Genomic DNA, 21,645 nt, shown 5'->3' with positions numbered 1-21,645 from the left:
ACTTCAGCGTATGGACACGTCGGGCGAGACAAGATACATACGCAACCGTATGGCGTAATAATAGATGAAAGAGATGCAAAATGGTGCGCTGGAGCAGTATCGGTTTAATTACTCTAGGTGTGATTCATCTTATTGTACTTGGTGTTGATGTGCCAAGCGAGGCAATGCGCTGGATTGAGCCCAATTTATGGACCTTCGAGCATTGGCAGCCGGTTCGTTCGCAGCCGGTTGATCTGGCACTGAGCAACGGGATTTTCTGGGGAACTGTCGGTAGCTTTGCGGTCCCGACGATTTTGCTCGCGATTGTGATCTATCGTGCCGACCGGGCCGGTTGGCAGGTGCCACCGTTTATCGGCTGGTCATTATTCACTTGGACAGTGGTTGCCAGCTTGATCATGGCACCGAGCGGTTTCCCGGTCATTGCCATGCTGGCTTTGTGTTTGGCGGTTGGGCTGCAGCGCGACGCGAGGGGGTGATCTTCCGGCTTAAGTGTTAAACTTGAACATCAGGATATCGCCGTCCTGGACGACGTATTCCTTGCCTTCATCACGCGCCTTGCCGGCGTCTTTGGCAGCGTTTTCGCCGCCAAGACGAACGAAGTCTTCATAGGCGATGGTCTGGGCACGAATAAACCCGCGCTCGAAGTCAGTATGGATCACGCCGGCAGCCTGCGGTGCCTTGGTGCCACGCTCGATGGTCCAGGCGCGCGTTTCCTTTGGTCCCGCGGTAAAATAGGTGATGAGATCAAGCAGCGCATATCCGGAACGGATCAGGCGGTCGAGGCCGGGCTCTTCAAGGCCCATCTCCGCCAGAAACTCGTTGGCTTCTTCATCGGGCAGTTGGGCAACTTCAGCTTCGATGGCGGCAGAGATGGTGACGGAGTGCGCACCCTGATCGGCGGCCATCTTTTCGACGGCGGCGGTATGCGCATTGCCGGTGGCAGCTTCTGCCTCGGCGACGTTGCAGACGTATAGAACCGGATGCGAGGTGAGAAGGTTCAGACCCTTCAGGACCTCAAGATCGTCCAGCGCGATTCCTTTCAGGAGTAGCCGCGCGGGCTTGCCTTCCTGCAACAGCGCCAATGTCTGTTCCATCACAGGTAGCACAGTAAGCGCTTCCTTGTCCTTTAGGGTTGCCCGCTTTCGGAACTGAACGACGCGGCGCTCGATGCTGTCGAGGTCGGCCAACATCAGTTCGGTCTCAACGGTCTCTGCGTCGGCAACCGGGTCGATGCGCCCTTCGACGTGGGTGATGTCATCATCTTCAAAGCAGCGCAGCACATGCACGATGGCATCGACTTCGCGGATATTGGCCAGAAACTGGTTGCCCAGTCCTTCACCCTTGGAAGCGCCGCGTACCAGGCCTGCAATATCGACGAAAGAAATGCGGGTCGGGATGATCTCCTTGGATTTGGTGATCGCAGCGATTTTTTGCATGCGTGGATCAGGCACAGCCACTTCGCCGGTATTCGGCTCAATGGTACAGAAAGGGTAGTTGGCCGCCTGCGCTGCCGCAGTTCTGGTGAGCGCGTTGAAGAGCGTGGACTTGCCGACGTTAGGCAGTCCAACAATGCCGCATTTGAAACCCATATTAACAGTCCTATCGCGTGGCGAAGATTTTATCAGGCTATGGGGGATTGCACGGATGAACGTCAACCCTTGCCCAGTCGGACCTACCTCAATCCTTGCCGAAAAGCTTCTTCAGCATGGCTGCCATCGGGCCAGATTCAGGCATTTTCGGGGGTGCGCTCGCAGTGCGGGCTTGGCGGATGTGGCTCTGCTGCTTCGGCGCCTTGGGCTCCTTGAACGGCGGGCGGTCGTGATCGCCAGTCGACTCGAGCGTTTTGCGTAGCGTCACGGTCACCTTGTTCATGAAACTGGAATCATCGCCAACGGCGAGAAGCGGGGCAGCATTGGCGATGGCGTCGAGCAGCGGCTCCAGCCAATCGGCGTCAGCTTTGGCAAAGTCGCCCAGCACATGATCGTGGACTAATTCCTTGACGCCGGGATGGCCGATACCGATGCGCACGCGACGATAATCCTTGCCGACATGCTGGTCGATGGAACGGATGCCGTTATGGCCGCCGGCCCCGCCCGCAATTTTCACGCGCACTTTGCCGGCATCAAGGTCAAGCTCGTCATATAGCACGGTCAGGGAAGCCGGCGTGAGCTTGTAGAAGCGCATAGCTTCGCCTACCGCTTGCCCGGAGAGATTCATGAAAGTCTTGGGTTTGACGAGAAGAACTTTTTCGCCGGCAATTGTACCCTCGGCAATTAGTCCACTGAATTTCTTCGACCAAGGGGAAAAATCATGGCGGCGGGCAATTGCGTCCGCCGCCATGAAGCCAACATTGTGTCGGTTGTTCGCGTATTGAGAGCCAGGATTGCCGAGGCCTGCAAAGATAAGCATGGCGTCAGTACTCCAAAGCCGGATCGAGGATTATTCCTCGGTCTTTTCCACTTCGCTTTCGCCTTCTGTCTCGGTGCCATCAGCACCTTCCGAGCGCGATGCTGAAGAACCGGTGAGCGTGGCAATGGTGAAATCTCGGTCAGAAATAACCGGCTTTACGCCCTTCGGCAAAGTAACCGCAGAAATATGAATGGAATCGCCGATTTCCTTGCCGGTGAGGTCGATCGTGATGGAATCAGGGATCGCATTGGCTGGGCAGTGAAGCTCAACTTCATGGCGCACAATGTTCAACACACCACCGCGCTTGAGGCCCGGTGAGGCTTCTTCGTTGGTGAAGTGAACAGGAACGTTGACGTTGACTTCCGTGTTCTTGCCGACGCGCAGAAAATCCACATGCATCGGGAAATCACGGACAGGATCCAACTGGTAATCCTTTGGAAGGACCTGGATCTTTTTGCCGCCGACATCGATCGTCGCCACGGTGGTCAGAAAACCGCCGCCGTGAATCTTGTAGAAAATGTCCTTGTAGGACAGGGCGATTGCCAGGGGAGGCTGTTTGTCGCCGTAGATGACTGCTGGTACTTTACCGTTGCGACGAACTTCACGGGCGGACCCCTTACCGACCAGTTCGCGTGCTTCGGCCTTGAGCTCATAAGTATCGTGGCTCATGGCATTTCCTTTCGAGTTATTGGAGCATTTTCGAGCCTAGCTGTGCCATGGCTGAAAATGTCGAAAGCCGCGAAATTCGCGGCCTTCATCTGCGTTGCCTCCAAGGGTGTCTACGCAGGTGGCGGGTCTATAGCGGAAGGCGGGCAGGAGCGCAAGATTTGGTCGCTGTGGCCCGGATCACGCTGGCTTCGACTTTTTCCATCGCGGCTTGGTTTTTACCTTTTTTGGCTGGTCGCTGGAAAATTCCAGTACACCGCCTTCGACGGTTGGGCCAGCAGGGCGATCATCCTTGGGCTTGAACTTGCCCTTCTTGTCCGCATTCCATCCTGAGCGGGCCGGAGCTTCCTTCGGCGGTCCACCTTCGAGGCGGCTGATTGTGACGCCCTTTTCAATAGCGCTGTTCTTCTTTACCGCGGCTGCGAAGGCTTCTGCCTTTTCGGTGATAATCTCGAAATGGGATTCTGATTCCTGGATTTTGATGGAGCCAACTTCGCGCTTGGTGATGTGGCCAGCCTTGCAGATCATCGGCAGCAACCATCGGGGTTCAGCGCGGTGTTTGCGCCCGACGGAAACGCGGAACCATACACCATCCGAAAAGCGCTCGGTGGGCGTGTGATCACGCTCGGGACGCTCCGTGCGTTCATTGCGATCCTTATATTCGCGTATAGGTCCACCAACCAGTTCTTCGGGGGCAGGGCGGGCAGCAATTTCGCGACGCAGGTAGGCGGCGGCGATGTTTTCAATGCTGTGGGCTGCCATCAGCTCTTGAACGAATGTTAGCTCGTCTTCATTAGGCGCTTCTGAAAGGGATGGATCCTCGAGGATGCGTTGGCGGTTGCGGGCCTCGATGTCGGCCCCCGTCGGAGCGGAGATGGTGACCGCTTCGAGCTTTGCCATCTTCAATACACGTGCTGCGCTACCACGGCGATGATGCGGCACGATCAGCGCACAAGTGCCTTTGCGGCCCGCCCGACCAGTGCGGCCACTGCGATGCAGCAGTGTATCGGGGTTGGTCGGCATGTCCGCATGGATCACCAGATCGAGATTGGGCAGATCGATGCCGCGCGCGGCGACGTCAGTTGCGACGCAGACGCGGGCGCGGCCATCGCGCATGGACTGCAAGGCGTTGGTGCGCTCGGCCTGGCTGAGTTCGCCAGACAGTGCAACAACGGCGAAGCCACGATTGGCCAGTCTGCTTGCCAGATGCTTTACGGCTTCACGGGTGTGGCAGAACACGATGGTGTTCTTGGCGTCGACGAAAAGCAGCGTGTTGATGATGGCGTTTTCGCGGTCCGGTGGTGCGACCAGCATCAGCTGGTACTCAATATCGCCATGCTGTTGACCATCGCCCGCAGCGGTGATGCGCACCGCATCGCGCTGGAAGCGTTTTGCAAGAAGCGCGATCTGTTTGGGAACGGTGGCCGAAAACATCAGGGTGCGGCGCTCAGCTGGAGCGGCGGCGAGGATAAATTCCAAGTCTTCGCGAAAGCCAAGATCGAGCATTTCGTCGGCCTCGTCCAGCACTACGGCGCGCAGCGCCGAAATGTCCAGCGAGCCACGTGTGATGTGATCGCGCAGGCGCCCCGGCGTTCCCACAACAATGTGGGCTCCCTGTTCGAGAACGCGGCGTTCTTTGCGCATTTCCATGCCGCCGACGCAGGTGGCTATTTTTGCACCGGCCTTGGCGTAGAGCCACTCAAGCTCACGGCTGACCTGCATGGCCAGCTCACGCGTGGGTGCAATGACCAGTGCCAACGGCAGGTCGGCTGCCCCCAGCTTTTCCGCATCGCCCAAAAGTGTGTTTGCAATGGCAATACCAAATGCAACGGTCTTGCCGGAGCCAGTCTGGGCAGAAACCAGAAGATCGGCATTTGCCGCCTCTTCGCTCAGCATCGCCAGCTGCACGGGAGTTAGGGTCTTATAGTCTTTGGCAGCCAGGGCGCTTGCCAGCGCCGGCGTCATATTCTCAAAATCAGTCATCAAGCGGCTTTCAACGGGAGACAGGCAGCCATCTGCGCCGCATTTTGCGCGCTCCGGCCGACATTTGCACCACCCCTACTGCTCAAATCGTTTGGCAGCAAGCAAAAGCGGATTGGGCGGTATCTGGCAGCATCGGAGCAGGGCGTCTTCGATGGCCATTGCTCCCTCCGCAGGAACGCCTATTATGACGCCCATCGGGGGCATGGTGGAACTCCCCGTGAGGCGTTGCCCAAGTTCCGCCTTCGCACATTGGAACGCGAAGGAAACAACCATGCCCGGTAGAATCACTGTTCAGAAACTTATCTCGCTCGTGGGCACCGACCGGTGCCCGATGATCGTCGACGTGCGGCGCTCTGCCGTGTTTCAGGTAGCATCTACGCGGATTGCTGGCGCTGTCTGGCGTAACCACATGGACCCGCAAGACGGACTGATGCATCTCTACCCTCGCGGACCGCTGGTGGTTTATTGCGTGCACGGACACAATGTCAGTGAGATCGCTGCGGCGAAGCTTGCTGCCGCAGGTGTCGAAGCAGCCGTACTCGAAGGTGGTATCGAGGCTTGGATTGCTGCAGGAGGACCTGTTGTTTCGCGTGCCGCACGAGATGTCGAGCCTGGGCTGCCGGTCCCGAGCTTATGGGTGACGCGGGAGCGGCCGAAGATCGACCGCATAGCGTGCCCGTGGCTGGTGCGGCGTTTTTTTGACCCGTTCGCGATCTTTCATTTCGTTGATGCCGTGTGGGTGAAAGATGTCGCAGCCGAGATGGGAGCCATTCCCTTCGACATCGATGATGTGCACTATTCGCATCAGGGGGAACAATGCACTTTCGATACCATGCTGTCAGAGTTCGGTTTGATCGATCCGGCACTTCTACGCATCGCGCAGATCGTCAGGGCTGCCGATACGGCACGCCTCGATTTGGCGCCACAGGCTGCCGGACTGCTGGCCCTGTCGCTCGGTCTTTCGGCGACTGAGGGCGATGATTTGAAGCAGCTGGACAAAGGCATGGTCATCTATGACGCGCTGTATGGCTGGTGCCGCCACGGTGTCGGAGAAACCCATAATCGGTCGGTAGCCGGATGATGGACACCCATGTTCAGACAGCGCCTCAGCCGACTTTTGCTGAGGCAACCCATACCTTTGCCCGGATCGGTCTGCTGTCTTTCGGTGGCCCGGCAGGGCAGATCGCTCTGATGCATAAAGTCCTGGTGGACGAGAAAGCGTGGCTCGACGAGCCGCGCTTTTTACATGCGCTAAACTACTGCATGTTGTTGCCCGGCCCGGAAGCGATGCAACTGGCCACCTATTCAGGCTGGCTTCTGCATGGCGTGCGCGGTGGGCTGATGGCAGGGCTGTTGTTTGTCCTGCCGGGCGCGCTGGTCATCACGCTCCTGTCGGCGATCTATATGCTGGTGGGCGACGTTCCGCTCGTCGAGGGATTGTTGTTTGGGCTGAAGGCGGCGGTTCTGGCGGTCGTTCTCGAAGCACTCATAAAGGTCTCAAAGCGCGCGCTGAAATCCGGGTTCATGGTTGCGCTGGCAGTTCTTGCGTTCGTGGCCATTGCCGTTTTCAAGGTACCTTTTCCACTGATTGTGCTGGGCGCAGCTTTTTGCGGGGCATTGTACCATTTGGCCCGGGGCCGGGACGGCGTGCCTTCGGGTACCGAAGTGCGAACCGTCTCACTTGAGCAGATGCCGGAATGGACACGGCCAGGAGCAAAACGGTTCGCCTCGACGCTTGCGGTCTGGCTGTTCATATGGTTTGCGCCGCTGGTCGCGCTTCATGCCGTGTTCGGTGCCGGCAATGTCTATGCGGAGCAGGCAAGCTTCTTTTCCAAGATGGCCGCCGTCACCTTTGGTGGTGCCTATGCGGTGCTGGCCTATGTGGCGCAGCAGGCTGTGGAGGTGCATGGCTGGTTGCAACCCGACGAAATGTTGACCGGGCTTGGGTTAGCCGAGACAACACCCGGGCCGCTGATATTGGTGCTGGTGTTTGTCGGCTTTCTGGGTGGCGCGCGGCTTTCAGGGCTCGCGCCGCTTGCTGGCGGAATGCTTGGCGCCGTCACCACACTGTGGTTCACGTTTGTACCGTGCTTCCTGTGGATTTTTGTCGGCGCGCCCTATGTCGAGACGTTGCGCAGCATACGCTGGCTGGCAAGTGCGCTGGCCGCAGTGACGGCAGCAGTGGTGGGCATCATCGCCAATCTGGCGGTATGGTTTGCCATGCACGTGCTTTTCGACCGGGTTGGCGAGACCGATTTTGGTCTGGCGTCCCTGCCCGTGCCGGATTGGCAGAGCTTTGACGCGACGGCGGCATGTATTGCGCTTGTCGCCGGCATTGCGCTTATTCGCTACCACGCCAACATGATTGTCGTGCTGGGAGCAGCGGCTCTGGCCGGCGTGGTATTGCGCGGAACTTTCGGCAGCTGATCAGTCGAACAGGCTTGATACCGATTCTTCGGTGGCGGTGCGCGAGATCGCTTCGCCGATCAAGTCGGCTATTGAGGCTACGCGGATATTTGGCGCGTCGAGAACACCCTGCGATGGCTGTATGGAATCGGTGATCACCAGTTCCTGTAATTTGGACGCCCCGATGCGGGCAACCGCCCCGCCCGAAAGCACGCCATGGGTGATGTAGGCGGTGACACTGGTCGCGCCATTTTTCAGCAGAGCCTCGGCGGCATTGCACAAGGTACCACCGGAATCGACGATATCGTCGATCAGCAGACAATCCTTGCCGGCCACGTCGCCGATGACGTTCATTACTTCGGATTCGCCCGGGCGCTCGCGGCGCTTGTCGACGATGGCAAGCTGCGCATCAAGGCGCTTGGCCAGCGCACGAGCGCGCACCACGCCGCCTACGTCGGGCGAAACGACCATCACGTTGGCCAGTTGCTTGTACTTGGCCTTTACGTCGCGCGCCATGACTGGCACCGAAAACAAATTGTCGGTCGGAATGTCGAAAAAGCCCTGGATCTGCCCAGCGTGGAGATCAAGCGTCAAAACGCGGTTGGCGCCGGCGCGGGCGATCATATTGGCGACAAGCTTGGCCGAGATGGGCGTGCGACCGGAGGCACGGCGATCCTGACGCGCATAACCGAAATAGGGGATGACCGCAGTGATGCGCTTTGCCGATGAACGCATAAACGCGTCCATCATGATCAAGAGCTCCATCAGATGGTCGTTGGTCGGGAAGGATGTCGACTGCAGGATGAAGACATCCTCGCCGCGCACATTTTCCTGGATCTCGACAAAAATCTCCTGGTCGGCGAAGCGACGAACGCTAGCCTTGCCAAGCGGAATGTTGAGATATCGTGCGACGCCTTCGGCCAGGACCCGATTGGAATTGCCCGCAAAAAGTTTCATGCAAAGTTCCTGGCAATTGCCCGTCCCGGATAATCGGGCTTTTAGCGCCGTGGGCTGTCAATGCAAGCCGATGCAGCAAAAAATGCGCTTTTTCCCGGAGAAAGCGTTAATTGTCGCAGTCTGGTCACCCGTCGCGGGTCGCAAGCCATGTCGAAAGCTTGTCGACAGTCTGATCGGCGATTGCCTGCATCATTGGCGCAGTTACAGTTTCCCAGCCATCGCCCGCGTTTGCCGAAGCCTTTTCCTGGCCCTGTATGCGGTGCAACCGGTTGCCGCTGGTGTCGAGCACATCCCAGACATAGATGACGGTGGTTTGGCCAGCCTCGGTCATGGCTGAGAAATAACCTTTCAGCACAAGCGTTGGTGTCCCGTTGGCACCGGCCAGTATTATGCCGCGTTCGGCGACCTTTTCGACAATGCGTGCTGAAAGCGGTTTTGCGGCCTCGACCGTCGGGCCGACAACTGGCGCCAGCTGAATGCTTGTCTGAGCCAGAGATGCTCCCGGCGCTGTCGAAGGCGCTGCCGACGTGGCCGCAGCATCGACCGTTGCGTCCACGCTGTCGACAGGCTTGATGGCTGAGGGATCGAGCGCCTTTTCCGGGCTGGTGCAAGCAGCCAGCGCCAGAGCCATCAACGCTGCGAGGTGGAGTGCAGACCGGGGAGAGGCCGTTCGCGTCATTCTGGAAGGCCTCCCCACGGTGGGCTTCACTTGACGATCAGATCAAGGCCGTGGCGCGACAGTGATTTGGGCTGTGCATCAGTGGTCAGATAGGTGCGGCCGAGCGACATTGCGGTTTCGGTATCGGAATCCATAATGATCATATGTGCAAACAGCGTCATGTCAGGCGCGATCGGCTCGGGGTTGCCCTGGTAAAACATGGGCATGTCCATCCAGGAAGGGGTGAAGCGGGCGCCTAGCGAATAGCCGCAGGCGTTGAGCCGGTGTTTTGTCAGGCCGCGCGCTTCCAGCACCCTGGCATGGGCGTCGAATACGTCGCCAAACGTGTTGCCTGGCGTCATCGCCTTTTCGACGGCCTCCAGAGCGGCAACGGCAGCGTCGTAAAGCTCCTGATGGCGCTTGGAGACTTTTCCGGTCAAGACGGTACGCATCATGGCCGCGTGATAGTGATGGTATACGCCGGCCCATTCCAGCGTCAGCTGGTCGTTCTTGGTCAGCTTGCGGCGGCCGGCCTTGTAGCGGCACAAAAGCGCGTCAGCACCGGAGCCGACGATGAATTCATTGGCCGGATAGTCACCACCGCCCTCGAAGATTGCGCCTTGCATCGCCGCCAGGATGGCGCCTTCGTCGGCCCCCTGCTTGATCAGTGACAGGGCAGCATCGAGTGCGTCATCCGCCAGCGCGCCGGCTTTTTCGGCCTTCTTGATCTCAGCAGGGCTCTTGAACAGGCGCAGTCTTGAAACGATGCCTGAGGCGTCGGCGATCTGGCCAAAGGTCTGCATCTGCTCGTCGACACGGCGTCCGTTGAACGCGGTCAACCCGTGGGTGTCGTATTCTATGCCGATGCGCGCGCCCAGCAGGTCGAGGTCATTAAGAAGGTTGCGCAGATCGAGCGCCGGGTTCGAGCCGTCGCGGTCGGTCCACAAAACGATGTTTTCGATGGTCGAGGTGTGGCGCGCCTGGCGCAGATCGGCCGAACGCGTCAGCAAAACCATCGAGCCATCGGCCTTCACGACCAGGCACTGGAAGAAGCAGAAGCCGAACGTGTCATAACCGGTCAGCCAATACATGCTCTCCTGTGCGAAGAGCAGCACTGCGTCGAGCTTCTTTTCGGCCATTTCGATGGTGAGTCGGTCGCGACGGGCGTCAAACTCCGCGCGTTCAAAATGCAGCGCCATTCACTTTTCCTCCAGACAAATAGCAGAAATCAGCCGTCCATAATCCGCCTCGCCGCGATGCGTGGCGCGACGGTAGGAATAAAAAAGGTCTTCCTCAGCATAGGTGCATCGGCCAAGCTGTCCGGCCTGCACGCCTGCACTGGCGAGCCGGTCGACCGTATAGAGATTAAGATCGAAAAGCGCGTGGCTTTCTTTCTCCGAGGCAATGAAATAACGCGCGTTGACCGGGTCGGCATCAGTAAAACGGGCGATGAATTCCGGCCCGACCTCGTACTTTGCCTGACTGATGGAGGGGCCTAACACTGCCACGATATTCTCGCGTTTTGCGCCCAGACCTTCCATGGCAGCAATGGTATTTTCCAGGACACCGGTGAACGCGCCTTTCCAGCCGGCATGTGCCGCGCCAATGATGCGCGCGGCAGGATCAGCAAACAGAACGGGTCCGCAATCAGCTGCCGATGCACCCAGCGCCAGCCCTGGCCGATCTGTTACAATGGCGTCAGCCTTGGGGCGCGGCTGGCCGAAAGGCTCGCGAACGACAAGGACGTCGGGTGAGTGAATCTGATAGACCGATAGCAGGCTCTCGGGGCCAACGCCCATCCATTGCGCCACGCGCCTGCGATTTTCAGCCACATGTTCTGGATTGTCATTGGAGCCGACGCCCGTGTTCAGCCCGTGATAGAGCCCTTTTGAGACGCCACCGGTGCGTGTGAAAAAGGCGTGCTTAATGCCGGCGTGTGCCGCCTCATCAAACATCGGGGACTCGAGTGGGTGAGGTTTTGTCGGATCGAGCATGGTTGCCTTGTCGTGTCCGGGGCAGGATTCGTCAAGACCTTTTGGCCCCATCGGGCCGCGGGATCCGGAAGGCACGACAGTGGGGCAGGAACGGCGTAGCCGTCAATGCGCCAAGGTGAATCCCAACGGAATCGTCCCACGCGGCCCTAGTGCCAGAACCTTGAACAGAGTGCCCATCTGATCTGGTCCCGCCAGGCGCTCAACCTCGCCTCGCAGGCGGTTTCGAAGGTCTTCCGAGGCATCTGCCCCAAGCTGACCGGCGCGCTCGAGCAGGCCCATCGAGATGAGAAAATCGCCCTGTAGTGCGGTAAAAGCCGCGAGGCCTGCCCGACGAGCAACTTCTGCAAGGGCGGAAAAATCGACATGGGTTGTTAGGTCTGCTTCGCCAGGATGAGCAAGCGGGTTGTCATAAGAGTGGTTGCGCAGCGCTTGCAGCGTGTCGCCGAGACCCGATTGCGTGTGGCCATAGTCGAGGAACAACCCTGCGCCGCCATGGCGACCAATATGTTCGGCGATTGTCTGCATCAGGCTTTCGCGCGCCGGTGCGACCTCGAAAACTGCGCCGCCAGAAGCTTCGCTGGAGCCGGGTGGCAACAATGCAGGGTCGAGTGAACCGGTTCCTGCCTGAAAGCTCAAGTTGCCATCTTCGTCGAGCCCCACCATGCGCTCGCGCCAGCCTTCGGAGGTTTTTACGTATTGGCGTGTGGGCACAGCGTCGAACAATTCATTGCCAATGATCAACAGTGGCGAATGCGGCAGGTCGTCGACGCTGCCGATCCAGGTGATCCGGTCCGCGTAGGCCAAAAGCGTCGATTTCTGGGCCTGGACCAGGCGGGGGCTCGTCTCGATCATGACGAAGCTTCCGCTGTCGCAAAGTTCAGGTTTGATCTTGTTCACGGTGCGCAAGACATCCTGCATCAGCGTGCCACGGCCGGGCCCGATTTCGGCGACAACGGGTTTTTCGGGACGGCCAAGTGCTTCCCATGTACCGGCCAACCATGCGCCTACCAGTTCACCGAACATCTGGCTGATTTCGGGCGCCGTGGTGAAGTCGCCCCTGGTGCCGAACGGTTCGCGGGACATGTAGTAGCCATGTTCCGGGTCGCCGAGGCACAGCGCCATGCAATCGGCCACAGATATCGGCCCGGATGCTGCTATCAACCGTTGGATACGGTTCTTCAGCGCCGTCATGGCGTGGTGGGGCGTGCCACGCGATGCCTGGCTGAAAGCATCGCCCAGATGCCGGCCAGTACCATCGGCACGGAGAGAACCATGCCCATGGTCAGCCAGCCGCCGGCGAGGTAGCCGAGCTGGGCGTCGGGTTCACGGTAAAACTCGACGAAAATGCGTGACAGGCCGTAGCCGGTGACGAAGGCCCCGGCCACGAATCCTGGGGTTTTCAGTTTGAGCAATCCATGAGTGAGGATCCGCAGCACGATGAACAGGAGCAGCCCTTCGAGCGCCGCCTCATAGAGCTGGCTCGGGTGGCGCGGGAATGGACCGCCGGTGGGAAACACAAAAGCCCAGGGCACGTCTGTGACCCGGCCCCAAAGCTCGGAATTGATGAAGTTGGCGACACGTACTGTTCCCAGCGCAACCGGCACGCCGGCTGCCACCACATCGAAGAGTGTCCAGATGTTGATGCCGCGGGCGCGGGCAAACAGGATCATGGCCAGCGTGGTTCCGGCGAAGCCGCCGTGGAACGACATGCCGCCTTGCCAGACTGCGACGATATCCAGAGGATTAGCGAGGTAACGCTGAAAATCATAAAACAACACGTAGCCAAGCCGACCACCCAAAACGATGCCGATTGCCGCCCACATGACGAAATCGTCGAGGTCGATCGCCTTCATGGGAGTGGTGCCGTTCGGCCAAAGACGGGTGTTGGAAATGAGCCGCTTGGCATACCACCATGCAAACAGAATGCCCACAATGTAGCCGATGCCATACCAGTGGATTGCCAGCGGACCGATCTGGACGATGACCGGATCAATGTTGGGGAAGGCGAGGGCGGTCATGGGGAGCAGGAACGATTCAGGCAAGGCGGTATCCGTGAGCGAAAAGGGGATTAGGCGCGGACCATGGTCCAGCCTTAGGGCAGGGTCAAGACAGCGAGGTACCGCACCGCTCTGCCTTGCATTTGCCGGGTTGGACGCTTATTTCAAATGGAAACGCGAGGCTTGCCTGTCATGAACACCGGACCGAACCGTATTTTCGATGAATTCGCCAAGCTGATGACCGATGCAGCCGGCGCCGCGCAGGGGGTACGACGCGAGGTCGAGACCGCTTTCAAATCACAGGCCGAGAAAATGCTGAACGGCATGGATGTGGTTCAGCGCGAAGAGTTTGACGCAATGCGCGACATGGCGGTTAAGGCACGGGCAGAAAATAAGAAGCTTGAGGCACGGATTGCCGCGCTGGAAGCCCGACTTGGGGTAGATGCGCCACCCAAACCTTCCGCAGCGGCGGCTAAAAAGGCCAGCCGGGCCCCAACTCAAAAATAATTTTCATCGGACTTGTCCACAGGGCCTGTCACGAAAAACGCTTTGCCGTGAATCGCTTATCCGGCGTGCATGAATCTTTGCGACAGCGTCTGTCCACACCCCTGTGCTGCATTGCGCAAAAAGGCACTGGCGCCGCGACTCCGCATCAATAGACTGAATTTGTTGTATGATTCGGGGACGGGTCATGCGGGCGGGCAGGTCAGGTCCGGTATGCGGATGTCGCTCGGTCCTGCCCGTTGTTGAGTTATCCAAAATTGTCGTGTGCCCTCCCGGGAGCGTGCGGTAACGCTCCCAGAACGACAGGAAAGCATATTCATGGAACTTCTCGAGATCGAACTTGCCCGCGATTGCCATCCCGTTGATGTCATCGAGCAGGTTGCGAACAATAATGACTGGGCGTTCGAGCGCACCGGAGACGACGAGATTTCCATCTCGGTGGTCGGCACATGGACGGACTATCATGTCTCGTTTTCCTGGATGGAAGATTTTGAGGCGCTGCATCTGGCATGCGCTTTTGACATCAAGGTTCCGGAAAACCGCACACTTGAAGTGATGCGCCTGCTTTCATTGGTGAATGAGCAGATGCTGTTCGGGCATTTTGACCTTTGGGAACAGGAAGGCGCGATCATGTTCCGCCAGTCGCTGCTGCTTGCCGGCGGTGCGGAGCCGACCAGCCAGCAGGTGGAGGTACTTCTTTCGAGCGCGCTTGAAGCCTGCGAATGCTATTTCCAGGCGTTTCAGTTTGTCGTCTGGTCCGGCACTTCGGCGAAGGACGCGCTGGCTGGTGTGCTGTTTGAAACCTTCGGCAACGCCTAGCTTGAGCGACGGCAAGAACAAACCCGAGATCAGCTTTGCTGACTTTGATCGTGTCGACATCCGTGCTGGCACTATCGTTGAGGCACTGCCGTTTCCGGAGGCGCGCAAACCGGCCATCAAGCTGAAAATAGATTTCGGTGCCGAAATCGGGATCAAAAAATCTTCGGCCCAAATCACCAAATATTATGATCCGGACACGCTTGTCGGGCGGCAGGTGATGGCGGTGGTCAATTTTCCGCCGCGCCAGATTGGACCTTTTATTTCAGAGGTTCTCACCCTTGGCATGCCCGATGAAGAGGGTGCAGTGGTGCTGGCCGCGATTGAGCGTCGGGTGCCGAACGGCGGACGGCTATTTTAGGCGTCTGGCGCTTCATTTGTCTGCCAGACGCGCGACTGCTGCGAAAGCCAGCACCGATGCGACACCGATGATGATGGCAGCGCCAAGTGCGGTTGTTACGCCAAATTGTTCCGTTACATATGCGAAGATGAAGGGGGCTGCGGCGGATACAACGAGCCGTATTGCGGATACGCGCCCGACAAGGGCCCCATAGCCTTCGCTACCGAACAATGTGAGTGGCAAGGTTCCTTGCACGATGCTGTTGAGACCCGATCCTGCGCCGAACAGCACGGCAAATAGGAATGCACCAGCCAGCCATGGCGCTGTTGCCAACAAGATGGCGAGCGCCATTGGTAACGCGCAGGCGGAGAGGATCGCCAGGCGCGATGGCGACAGGTTTTTGCCAAAAGTCATGTTGATGAAGCGCGCAAAGACCTGTGCTGGTCCGAACATTGTCCCGACCAGCACAGCCGCAGTCCCCAGGCCGACTGCGGTAAGCATCGGAACCATGTGTACCAGGAGTGCGGAGAGCACGAAGCTCATCAACGTGAAGCCTGCTGCCATGAAGATAAAACCTCTGCGGCGATCTGCCTGCGGCAGGCTTCCTTCGACGATTTCCAACGGCTCTTCAGGGGGCAGGGGTGTGTCGACTTCCTCTATGGCGACCGGATCGAGCTGTGGTGCCTTGGCGGTCATGCGCTGACGGGTGAGGCGCGAAAGTTTCCAGTGCACCGGCAGGCAGATCAGAAGGTTTGCCGCAGCAAAAACAATATAGACCGTGCGCCATGACAGGTCGGTATGCATCCAACTTGTCAGCGGCCAAGCCAAAGTTGAGGCAAAGCCTGCGATAAGGGTCAGATGGGTGATGGAGCGCTGCGCGCGGTTGGGAGCGACCTGCACCAACAAGGCGAAGGCGCCATTATACTGGACCAGGCCCGAAGCCACTTCCATGACAAGCAGAAATGCGACGAATATGGCGGCATTGGGAGCAAGCGCTGTTGCAAACATGGACAGAGCGGCGGCGACGGAGCCCACTGCCATGACCTGACCCGCGCCAAATCTGTCCATCAGCCGCCCGGACAAGGGCGCGGCGAAGCCTCCAGCAAGAAGGCCGATCGATAGCGCGCCATAGATCCATTCCAGTGCCCAGCCAAAATCTGTGGCCATCTCGGGGGCAAGAATGCTGAAGCTGTAATAGAGCGTGCCGTAGCCGATGATCTGGGTCGCGCCTAAGCCCCATACAACATAAGACAGATTTTGGTCGGAAATACGCATTGCAGGCCTATGTAGCTTGGGGAGCACCTTCGTCTATCCGCCATTATGTGACAGGCGAGCAATGGACCAAGCCATTTTGGCGATACGCCAGTTTGGCTCTTGACCTTCCAGTTGCTGGAAAGACTACCTATGCCTCAACCTGATGAAAAATGAAGCGGAGCCTGCCATGACAACCCACAAACATGATCACCATGATGGCGGATCGTGCTGCGCTGGCAAGCAGCCGGCTGCGGGCCTGTCGGTGACGCGCGATCCCGTGTGCGGAATGACAGTTGATCCCAAGGCGGGCAAGCCAACTGCCAATCATGAGGGGCATGAGTTTCACTTTTGCAGCACCTCTTGCCATGACAAATTCGTTGCCAAGCCAGAGCCGTTTGTGACCGCGATTGACCCCGTTTGCGGCATGAAGGTGGACCGCGCGACCGCCTCACATTTTCACCGGCATGAGGGGGTGGGGCACTATTTCTGCTCTTCCGGCTGCAAACAGAAATTCGAGGCGGAGCCCGCAAAATATCTGGGCGACCGCCCGGCACCTGAGCCGATGCCGGCTGGCACGCAATATACCTGCCCGATGCATCCTGAAATTGTGCGCGACAAGCCAAGCTCCTGCCCGCTCTGTGGCATGGCGCTGGAGCCGATGGGCGTGCCGACCGGCGATGAGGGGCCCAACCCCGAACTGGTGGATTTCACCCGCCGGTTCTGGGTGAGTGCTGTGCTTGCGCTGCCGCTGTTCATCATTGCCATGGCGCCGATGGTGGGGCTGCCTCTGCGTGACTGGATTGGTGAGCGGACAGCCGTCTGGCTGGAGCTTGCGCTTGCCACGCCTGTGGTGCTGTGGGCGGCTCTTCCGTTCTTTCACCGTGGCTATGAATCGCTGGTCAACCGCAGCCCGAATATGTGGACGCTGATTTCCATCGGTGTGGGAGCGGCCTATCTTTACAGCGTAGTTGCAACGCTCTTTCCGGATATCTTCCCGCATAGTTTCCGCCATGGTGGCACTGTTCCGGTCTATTTCGAAGCAGCCGCGGTTATCGTAGCGCTTGTGTTTCTCGGGCAGGTTCTGGAGCTGAAGGCGCGCGAGCGCACCGGCTCGGCCATTCGGGCACTGCTTGATCTCGCGCCCAAAACTGCGCGACGGGTCGGGTCTGATGGGGTTGAGACAGATGTGCCGCTGGAAGATGTGCAAGCCGGCGATCTGTTGCGTATCCGGCCGGGTGAGGGCGTTCCCGTTGACGGCATTGTGACTGAGGGTCGCTCTTCCGTGGACGAATCCATGATCAGCGGCGAGCCGCTGCCGATTGAAAAAAATGAAGGTGATGGCCTGACTGGGGGCACGCTGAACCGCAATGGCACGCTGGTGATGCGCGCCGAAAAGGTGGGTGCTGATACGATGCTGTCGCGCATTGTCGAGATGGTGGCCAAGGCACAGCGTTCGCGTGCGCCGATACAGGGAATGGCAGACCGCGTGGCTGCCTATTTCGTTCCTGCGGTGGTGCTGGTGGCGCTTTTGGCCTTTGTCGTATGGGCCTTGATCGGGCCGGAGCCCAGCATGATCCATGCCATTGTGGCGGCGGTGTCGGTTCTCATCATTGCCTGCCCCTGCGCACTTGGGCTGGCTACGCCGATGTCAATCATGACGGCGACCGGGCGCGGTGCGCAGGCTGGCGTCCTGATCCGCGATGCAGAGGCGCTGGAGCGCTTTGCCGGGGTTGATACCCTGATCGTCGACAAGACCGGAACGCTGACCGAGGGCAAGCCGAAACTGACCGATGTGATTGCCGCTAAAGGCTTTGCTGAGGACGAGGTTCTGATGCTCGCGGCCAGTCTGGAAAAGGGCTCCGAGCACCCGCTCGCCGAAGCTATCGTCAAGGGAGCTGAGGCGCGGAAGCTCACGCTTTCATCGGCCAGCGAGTTTGAGGCGACAACCGGCAAGGGCGTTGCAGGAACAGTGTCCGGCAAGGCGGTTGCGCTGGGCAATGACGCGATGATGACACTGTTGAAGGCCGATATCGGCGCGCTGGAAGGCCAGGCCGATGCGTTGCGCGCTGATGGCAAGACGGCGATGTTCGTTTCCATCGACGGCAGACTTGCGGGCCTGGTTGCAGTGTCTGACCCGATCAAGGAGACGACCCGCGCGGCCATCAAGGCGTTGCATGAGACCGGGCTGACCATCCTGATGGCGACCGGCGACAATGAGGTGACAGCGCGCGCGGTAGCCCGGCAACTTGGCATCGACGATGTACGTGCCGGCATGTTGCCCGAGGCGAAGAAGGCGCTGGTGGATGAGTTGCAGGCCAAGGGCGCGAAGGTTGCGATGGCGGGCGACGGGGTGAACGATGCGCCAGCGCTGGCTGCAGCTGATGTCGGAATTGCGATGGGAACGGGTGCGGATGTCGCTGTTGAAAGTGCCGGCATCACGCTGGTTAAGGGTGATCTTAACGGCATTATCCGGGCCCGTGCATTGGCGCAGGCAACCATCCGCAACATCAAGCAAAATCTGTTTTTCGCTTTTCTCTACAATGCGTTAGGGGTTCCCGTTGCGGCAGGTGTCCTCTACCCCATTTTCGGCACATTGTTGTCGCCAATGCTGGCGGCAGCGGCGATGAGCCTGTCATCAGTCTCGGTGATCGGCAACGCGCTTCGGTTGCGAACTCTCAAACTCTAACGTCAACGCCTACAAAGGAAATCTATTATGAACCTCATGAAAAAATTTGTTCTCCTCGCCGTTACGCTGGCTTTTGGCGCCGGTGTCTTTCTGGAAGCGGCCAACGCGCAGACCGATCATTCTACCCACACCATGACTGCCACCATGGGAAGCGAAGCCACTTCCACCAAAGAATACAAGGAAGCCATGGACAAGATGCATGGCGAGATGGCCGCCCAGGCCTATACGGGCGATGCCGATCTTGATTTCGCCGTTGGCATGATCCCGCATCATCAGGCGGCTATCGATATGGCGCGCACCGTTCTCGAGCATGGCAAGGACGCGGAAATCCGCAAGCTGGCCGAGGAAGTTATTGCTGCGCAGGAACGCGAGATTGCCCAGCTGACCGCGTGGATTGAAAAGCACAAGGCGCAGTAACGATCCGGCAGACGCCTTCCAATCCGGCAGCGGGCATGCGTGCCCGTTGCCACGCCCGCTTGTCGCGTCTGGCCCTTGAAGAAGGGTGGAGGCGGGGCGCTAAAGTCAGCACCGCTGTGGTTGTAAATCCGGTAGAAATGGCGCTTTCGCTAGCGCCCCGCCGATGTCTTTTCGTCCTTCCATCTCCTAGTCATAGGACTGCTTAACCCGGCTCCATGCCGGAGGTATCGGTACCGGCGCACGACATACGGCGCCTCGTCCCCGACGACACGGGGAATCTGGAGACTCTGGTCGGACGTCCGGTTCCACCGGCCACGCTAGCCGCCTTTCCCGGTCATCGACTTCCCCCCCGCCAGCCACCGTCATGACCAACGCTCCGAAAGGAGAAGCCGGGGAACTATGCGGGAGGGGTGATGGGGGGTGGATAGATTGGGTGGAAGAATCGGTTCCTTCGATCCAAATCAACTTATCCCAGCCGGCGCGCGACGGGTGCCGCTGATCGATGCGCTTGCGACTGGTGGGTAGAAGATCACTGCGCCGAGAAACACCTTCACCGCTACCTTGTGGAATTCGACTTCCGCCACAATTCCCGCGTGGCCCTTGGCGTGAACGGTGAAGCCGGCGCTGACCGCATCCTTGATGGTGTCGTCGGCAAGCGCCTGACCTATGAAACGACTAGTGCAAGGTGAGAAGCCCTATGGTGTCTGGCGACCCTCCAAATGCCGCCCGAAAGCCAAGCGGAGAAAGGGCGACGAAGCTTAGTGAGAAAGAGCAGTCCGAGCGGTTCAAGGAGACCGCTCGGGAGCTTAATGTTGATGAAGGAGAAAAGGATTTCGAAACTGCACCCAACAAAATTGCAAAGCGGCGAACCAGAATTAACGATGTAGAACGTAGTTCTGGCGAATATCCGAAACCAACGGCCCGATCTCGTCTAGGGTATAAAAACGGACATGGTGACGAGCCATTTGATCCGTAATCATGTTTAAGAATTCCGCATCCTGCGTCTGTGCGTCGTCTCCAACGACAACCAATTGGGTGGGCCGATCGAGGGCGGTTTCTTGATAAAGCAGTTCCCCCTCTATCATATGCGGGCTGGCGCGATTGAGCGCTTTGTCCGGCTCACCTGCAAGCGATACGGTGTCGATTAGATTGAAGGCTCCATTCTGATAAGCGAAGGGAACCTCGATCTTTACGCCCCCAGAAAGGTGGACGGGTTCAGGCTTGACGAGGAAATCTTCGACACCATTCGTACGAAAAGCTTGCGCCAATTTTGTCGATACCCTTTGGCCGCGTTGGGGGCTGGGGACCTCACCAACTAGTTTTTCAAACAGTTCGCCGACAAGTTCCTCGGGGTCTTTAACCAAAACAGATCGAACCGGAGACAGGCGAACCTTCCCAGACCTGAGCGCTATGAACTTCTCTATTTTTTCCCTGTCCCAGCCGTTACCAAACTCGTGCCTCAATCGATCTTCCATCGATTCTTTCAAGTGCTGAAAATGGTTACCGAGATGGATCTTGAACGCTTGCTCCGCACGACGCGGGCGGTGGCTAAATTTCACAAAGACAGAAGCATTGGCGAACACGATAACGCCAATGTTCACAAACTCAGCACGTTCAGGGAACTCTGAGTATTGAACAAGCGAAAAATAGCCTTGAGGTTCACGGATCATTTTACCAGCCCCGGGATTTCCGGTTCATCTACTAAACGCGCTGAGATTGTGTTCACCACATATTCCGCGCGCCCACAAATCAAATCGGCCAGAGAATTCGCGGCATCGAGGCCTAAGCCCCATTGTGCAGGAATAGAATTAACGACTTCAAGCACGAAATTTCGCTCTAATTGAGACAACCTCTGGAGGGCGCGTTTAACGGACTTTGCATCGATATATGGATCGAATGCCGGAAACTTACCATATATCTTTGGGTCTAGGACCCACGACTTCGGGGCGGGACCCTTGGGAAAATCAACGTCGTCCCCGATAAAACAACTCGAATGATCGATGGGAACCAGATCGTATTTGCGACGCCCTTCCGCTTTCACGTAAAGCAGGTTGTCGGCGTTGCCTTGGCCGTCAAAAAACCGATCCCAATTGCGGACCCACGTATCAAAAATTACAAGCAATGCCACGTCGCCAGGTTCACGTAGGCGAGACAGAAAGGTGTCTCCCCCATCGTGGGGAGTCCCATCGACCGCGCGAGAAAAGAACATGGGAGGCGCCATGCGCGCGCCATTCTTCACCATAGTTAGGTCTATTTGGCAGTGGTCGACTATCGCAAACGGTGGCACCTTGAGGCCAATCCAAGCTGCCAGTTCTCCTGACACCAATTCCGATATGAGTGTTGCGGGGCCCATCGGGTTCCCCATAGATTTGAGAAATCCCTCGCCTGAATCTGTACTCACCCGGATCGGACTGGTGCTCGAGGCAAACGCCTCTATTTCCCGGCGCACCTCAACCGGCTGACATACCGTACCGCATACAAGCATCCCAGACCCCAAGTCTTACAACCCGATGTCCATAACTTACTGTACCCGAAGAATCGAGCCTTGGGTACGCGAA

21 protein-coding genes and 1 pseudogene are annotated in these 21,645 nt (G+C 58.4%); 9 read left to right on the top strand and 13 right to left on the bottom strand.

The features are described 5' to 3' along the window. Nucleotides 1-80: 80 nt before the first annotated feature. Nucleotides 81-476 carry a hypothetical protein gene (locus tag GA830_RS17955; protein WP_195163118.1) on the top strand — a complete coding sequence of 132 codons (396 nt, stop codon included), beginning with the start codon at nt 81-83 and terminating at the stop codon, nt 474-476. Between the two features lie 9 nt (nt 477-485). Here GA830_RS17955 and ychF read toward each other — a convergent pair whose 3' ends face one another. The 4 genes from ychF to GA830_RS17935 all read right to left on the bottom strand — a co-directional run bounded on the left by ychF (nt 486) and on the right by GA830_RS17935 (nt 5,058). Next, nucleotides 486-1,589: a redox-regulated ATPase YchF gene (ychF, locus tag GA830_RS17950; protein WP_195163117.1), complete on the bottom strand. Its 1,104-nt coding sequence runs from the start codon at nt 1,587-1,589 to the stop codon at nt 486-488. 88 nt (nt 1,590-1,677) lie between these two features. Then, a complete protein-coding gene (gene pth / locus GA830_RS17945; protein WP_195163116.1) occupies nt 1,678-2,409 on the bottom strand; it encodes an aminoacyl-tRNA hydrolase in 732 nt (243 codons plus the stop codon). 30 nt (nt 2,410-2,439) lie between these two features. Beyond that, nucleotides 2,440-3,078, bottom strand: a complete 639-nt coding sequence (locus GA830_RS17940) for a 50S ribosomal protein L25/general stress protein Ctc (protein WP_195163115.1) — start codon at nt 3,076-3,078, stop codon at nt 2,440-2,442. 177 nt (nt 3,079-3,255) lie between these two features. Then, nucleotides 3,256-5,058 carry a DEAD/DEAH box helicase gene (locus GA830_RS17935; protein ID WP_195163114.1) on the bottom strand — a complete coding sequence of 601 codons (1,803 nt, stop codon included), beginning with the start codon at nt 5,056-5,058 and terminating at the stop codon, nt 3,256-3,258. Between the two features lie 271 nt (nt 5,059-5,329). On the opposite strand from GA830_RS17935, the gene GA830_RS17930 reads away from it, so the two are divergent. Then, nucleotides 5,330-6,139 (top strand): chromate resistance protein ChrB domain-containing protein, encoded by an 810-nt coding sequence (locus tag GA830_RS17930; protein WP_195163113.1) that lies wholly within the window; start codon nt 5,330-5,332, stop codon nt 6,137-6,139. Next, nucleotides 6,136-7,485: a chromate efflux transporter gene (gene chrA / locus GA830_RS17925; RefSeq protein WP_258045500.1), complete on the top strand. Its 1,350-nt coding sequence runs from the start codon at nt 6,136-6,138 to the stop codon at nt 7,483-7,485. Before GA830_RS17930 ends, chrA begins: the two co-directional genes overlap by 4 nt. Here chrA and GA830_RS17920 read toward each other — a convergent pair whose 3' ends face one another. The 6 genes from GA830_RS17920 to lgt all read right to left on the bottom strand — a co-directional run bounded on the left by GA830_RS17920 (nt 7,486) and on the right by lgt (nt 13,091). Continuing rightward, a complete protein-coding gene (locus tag GA830_RS17920; protein WP_195163112.1) occupies nt 7,486-8,421 on the bottom strand; it encodes a ribose-phosphate pyrophosphokinase in 936 nt (311 codons plus the stop codon). A 124-nt stretch (nt 8,422-8,545) separates the two neighbouring features. Then, entirely contained in the window at nt 8,546-9,100 is a 555-nt protein-coding gene (locus tag GA830_RS17915; RefSeq protein ID WP_195163111.1) for a hypothetical protein, read from the bottom strand. Nucleotides 9,101-9,126: 26 nt separating this feature from the next. Beyond that, nucleotides 9,127-10,278 carry a M24 family metallopeptidase gene (locus GA830_RS17910; protein ID WP_195163110.1) on the bottom strand — a complete coding sequence of 384 codons (1,152 nt, stop codon included), beginning with the start codon at nt 10,276-10,278 and terminating at the stop codon, nt 9,127-9,129. After that, a complete protein-coding gene (pgeF, locus tag GA830_RS17905; RefSeq protein ID WP_195165035.1) occupies nt 10,279-11,073 on the bottom strand; it encodes a peptidoglycan editing factor PgeF in 795 nt (264 codons plus the stop codon). Nucleotides 11,074-11,175: 102 nt separating this feature from the next. Beyond that, nucleotides 11,176-12,264, bottom strand: coding sequence for a class I SAM-dependent methyltransferase (locus GA830_RS17900; protein ID WP_195163109.1), 1,089 nt, complete (start codon nt 12,262-12,264; stop codon nt 11,176-11,178). After that, complete coding sequence (lgt, locus tag GA830_RS17895) at nt 12,261-13,091, bottom strand: prolipoprotein diacylglyceryl transferase (RefSeq protein WP_374939333.1); 831 nt, start codon at nt 13,089-13,091, stop codon at nt 12,261-12,263. Before lgt ends, GA830_RS17900 begins: the two co-directional genes overlap by 4 nt. 171 nt (nt 13,092-13,262) lie before the next feature. Between lgt and GA830_RS17890 the strand changes: the two genes are divergently transcribed. From GA830_RS17890 to GA830_RS17880, 3 genes are all read left to right on the top strand, one after another. Then, on the top strand, nt 13,263-13,577 hold the full coding sequence (locus tag GA830_RS17890; RefSeq protein ID WP_195163107.1) for an accessory factor UbiK family protein: 315 nt from the start codon (nt 13,263-13,265) through the stop codon (nt 13,575-13,577). Between the two features lie 315 nt (nt 13,578-13,892). Beyond that, the gene (locus GA830_RS17885) at nt 13,893-14,393 is read left to right on the top strand and encodes a YbjN domain-containing protein (RefSeq protein ID WP_195163106.1); all 501 of its coding nucleotides are present in this window, start codon (nt 13,893-13,895) and stop codon (nt 14,391-14,393) included. 1 nt (nt 14,394) lies between these two features. After that, complete coding sequence (locus tag GA830_RS17880; protein WP_195163105.1) at nt 14,395-14,751, top strand: tRNA-binding protein; 357 nt, start codon at nt 14,395-14,397, stop codon at nt 14,749-14,751. Between the two features lie 12 nt (nt 14,752-14,763). On the opposite strand, the gene arsK is transcribed toward GA830_RS17880, so the two are convergent. Then, complete coding sequence (gene arsK, locus GA830_RS17875; RefSeq protein ID WP_195163104.1) at nt 14,764-16,005, bottom strand: arsenite efflux MFS transporter ArsK; 1,242 nt, start codon at nt 16,003-16,005, stop codon at nt 14,764-14,766. Nucleotides 16,006-16,171: 166 nt separating this feature from the next. Between arsK and GA830_RS17870 the strand changes: the two genes are divergently transcribed. The 3 genes and pseudogenes from GA830_RS17870 to GA830_RS17860 form a co-directional block, all read left to right on the top strand. Continuing rightward, nucleotides 16,172-18,670, top strand: a complete 2,499-nt coding sequence (locus GA830_RS17870) for a heavy metal translocating P-type ATPase (RefSeq protein ID WP_195163103.1) — start codon at nt 16,172-16,174, stop codon at nt 18,668-18,670. A gap of 27 nt (nt 18,671-18,697) precedes the next feature. Beyond that, complete coding sequence (gene copM, locus GA830_RS17865; RefSeq protein WP_195163102.1) at nt 18,698-19,087, top strand: CopM family metallochaperone; 390 nt, start codon at nt 18,698-18,700, stop codon at nt 19,085-19,087. Nucleotides 19,088-19,608: 521 nt separating this feature from the next. Beyond that, nucleotides 19,609-19,776, top strand: a pseudogene (locus tag GA830_RS17860) (IS1595 family transposase); the annotation flags it as partial. A gap of 186 nt (nt 19,777-19,962) precedes the next feature. Here GA830_RS17860 and GA830_RS17855 read toward each other — a convergent pair. Both GA830_RS17855 and GA830_RS17850 read right to left on the bottom strand, forming a co-directional pair. Then, nucleotides 19,963-20,757, bottom strand: coding sequence for a DUF3037 domain-containing protein (locus tag GA830_RS17855; protein ID WP_195163101.1), 795 nt, complete (start codon nt 20,755-20,757; stop codon nt 19,963-19,965). Next, nucleotides 20,754-21,452 carry a HipA family kinase gene (locus GA830_RS17850; protein WP_374939331.1) on the bottom strand — a complete coding sequence of 233 codons (699 nt, stop codon included), beginning with the start codon at nt 21,450-21,452 and terminating at the stop codon, nt 20,754-20,756. Before GA830_RS17850 ends, GA830_RS17855 begins: the two co-directional genes overlap by 4 nt. Nucleotides 21,453-21,645: the final 193 nt, after the last annotated feature.

It is taken from the genome of Mesorhizobium sp. NBSH29, from assembly GCF_015500055.1.
Lineage (GTDB): Bacteria > Pseudomonadota > Alphaproteobacteria > Rhizobiales > Rhizobiaceae > Neomesorhizobium.
This window is presented reverse-complemented; position numbering and strand designations above follow the sequence as displayed.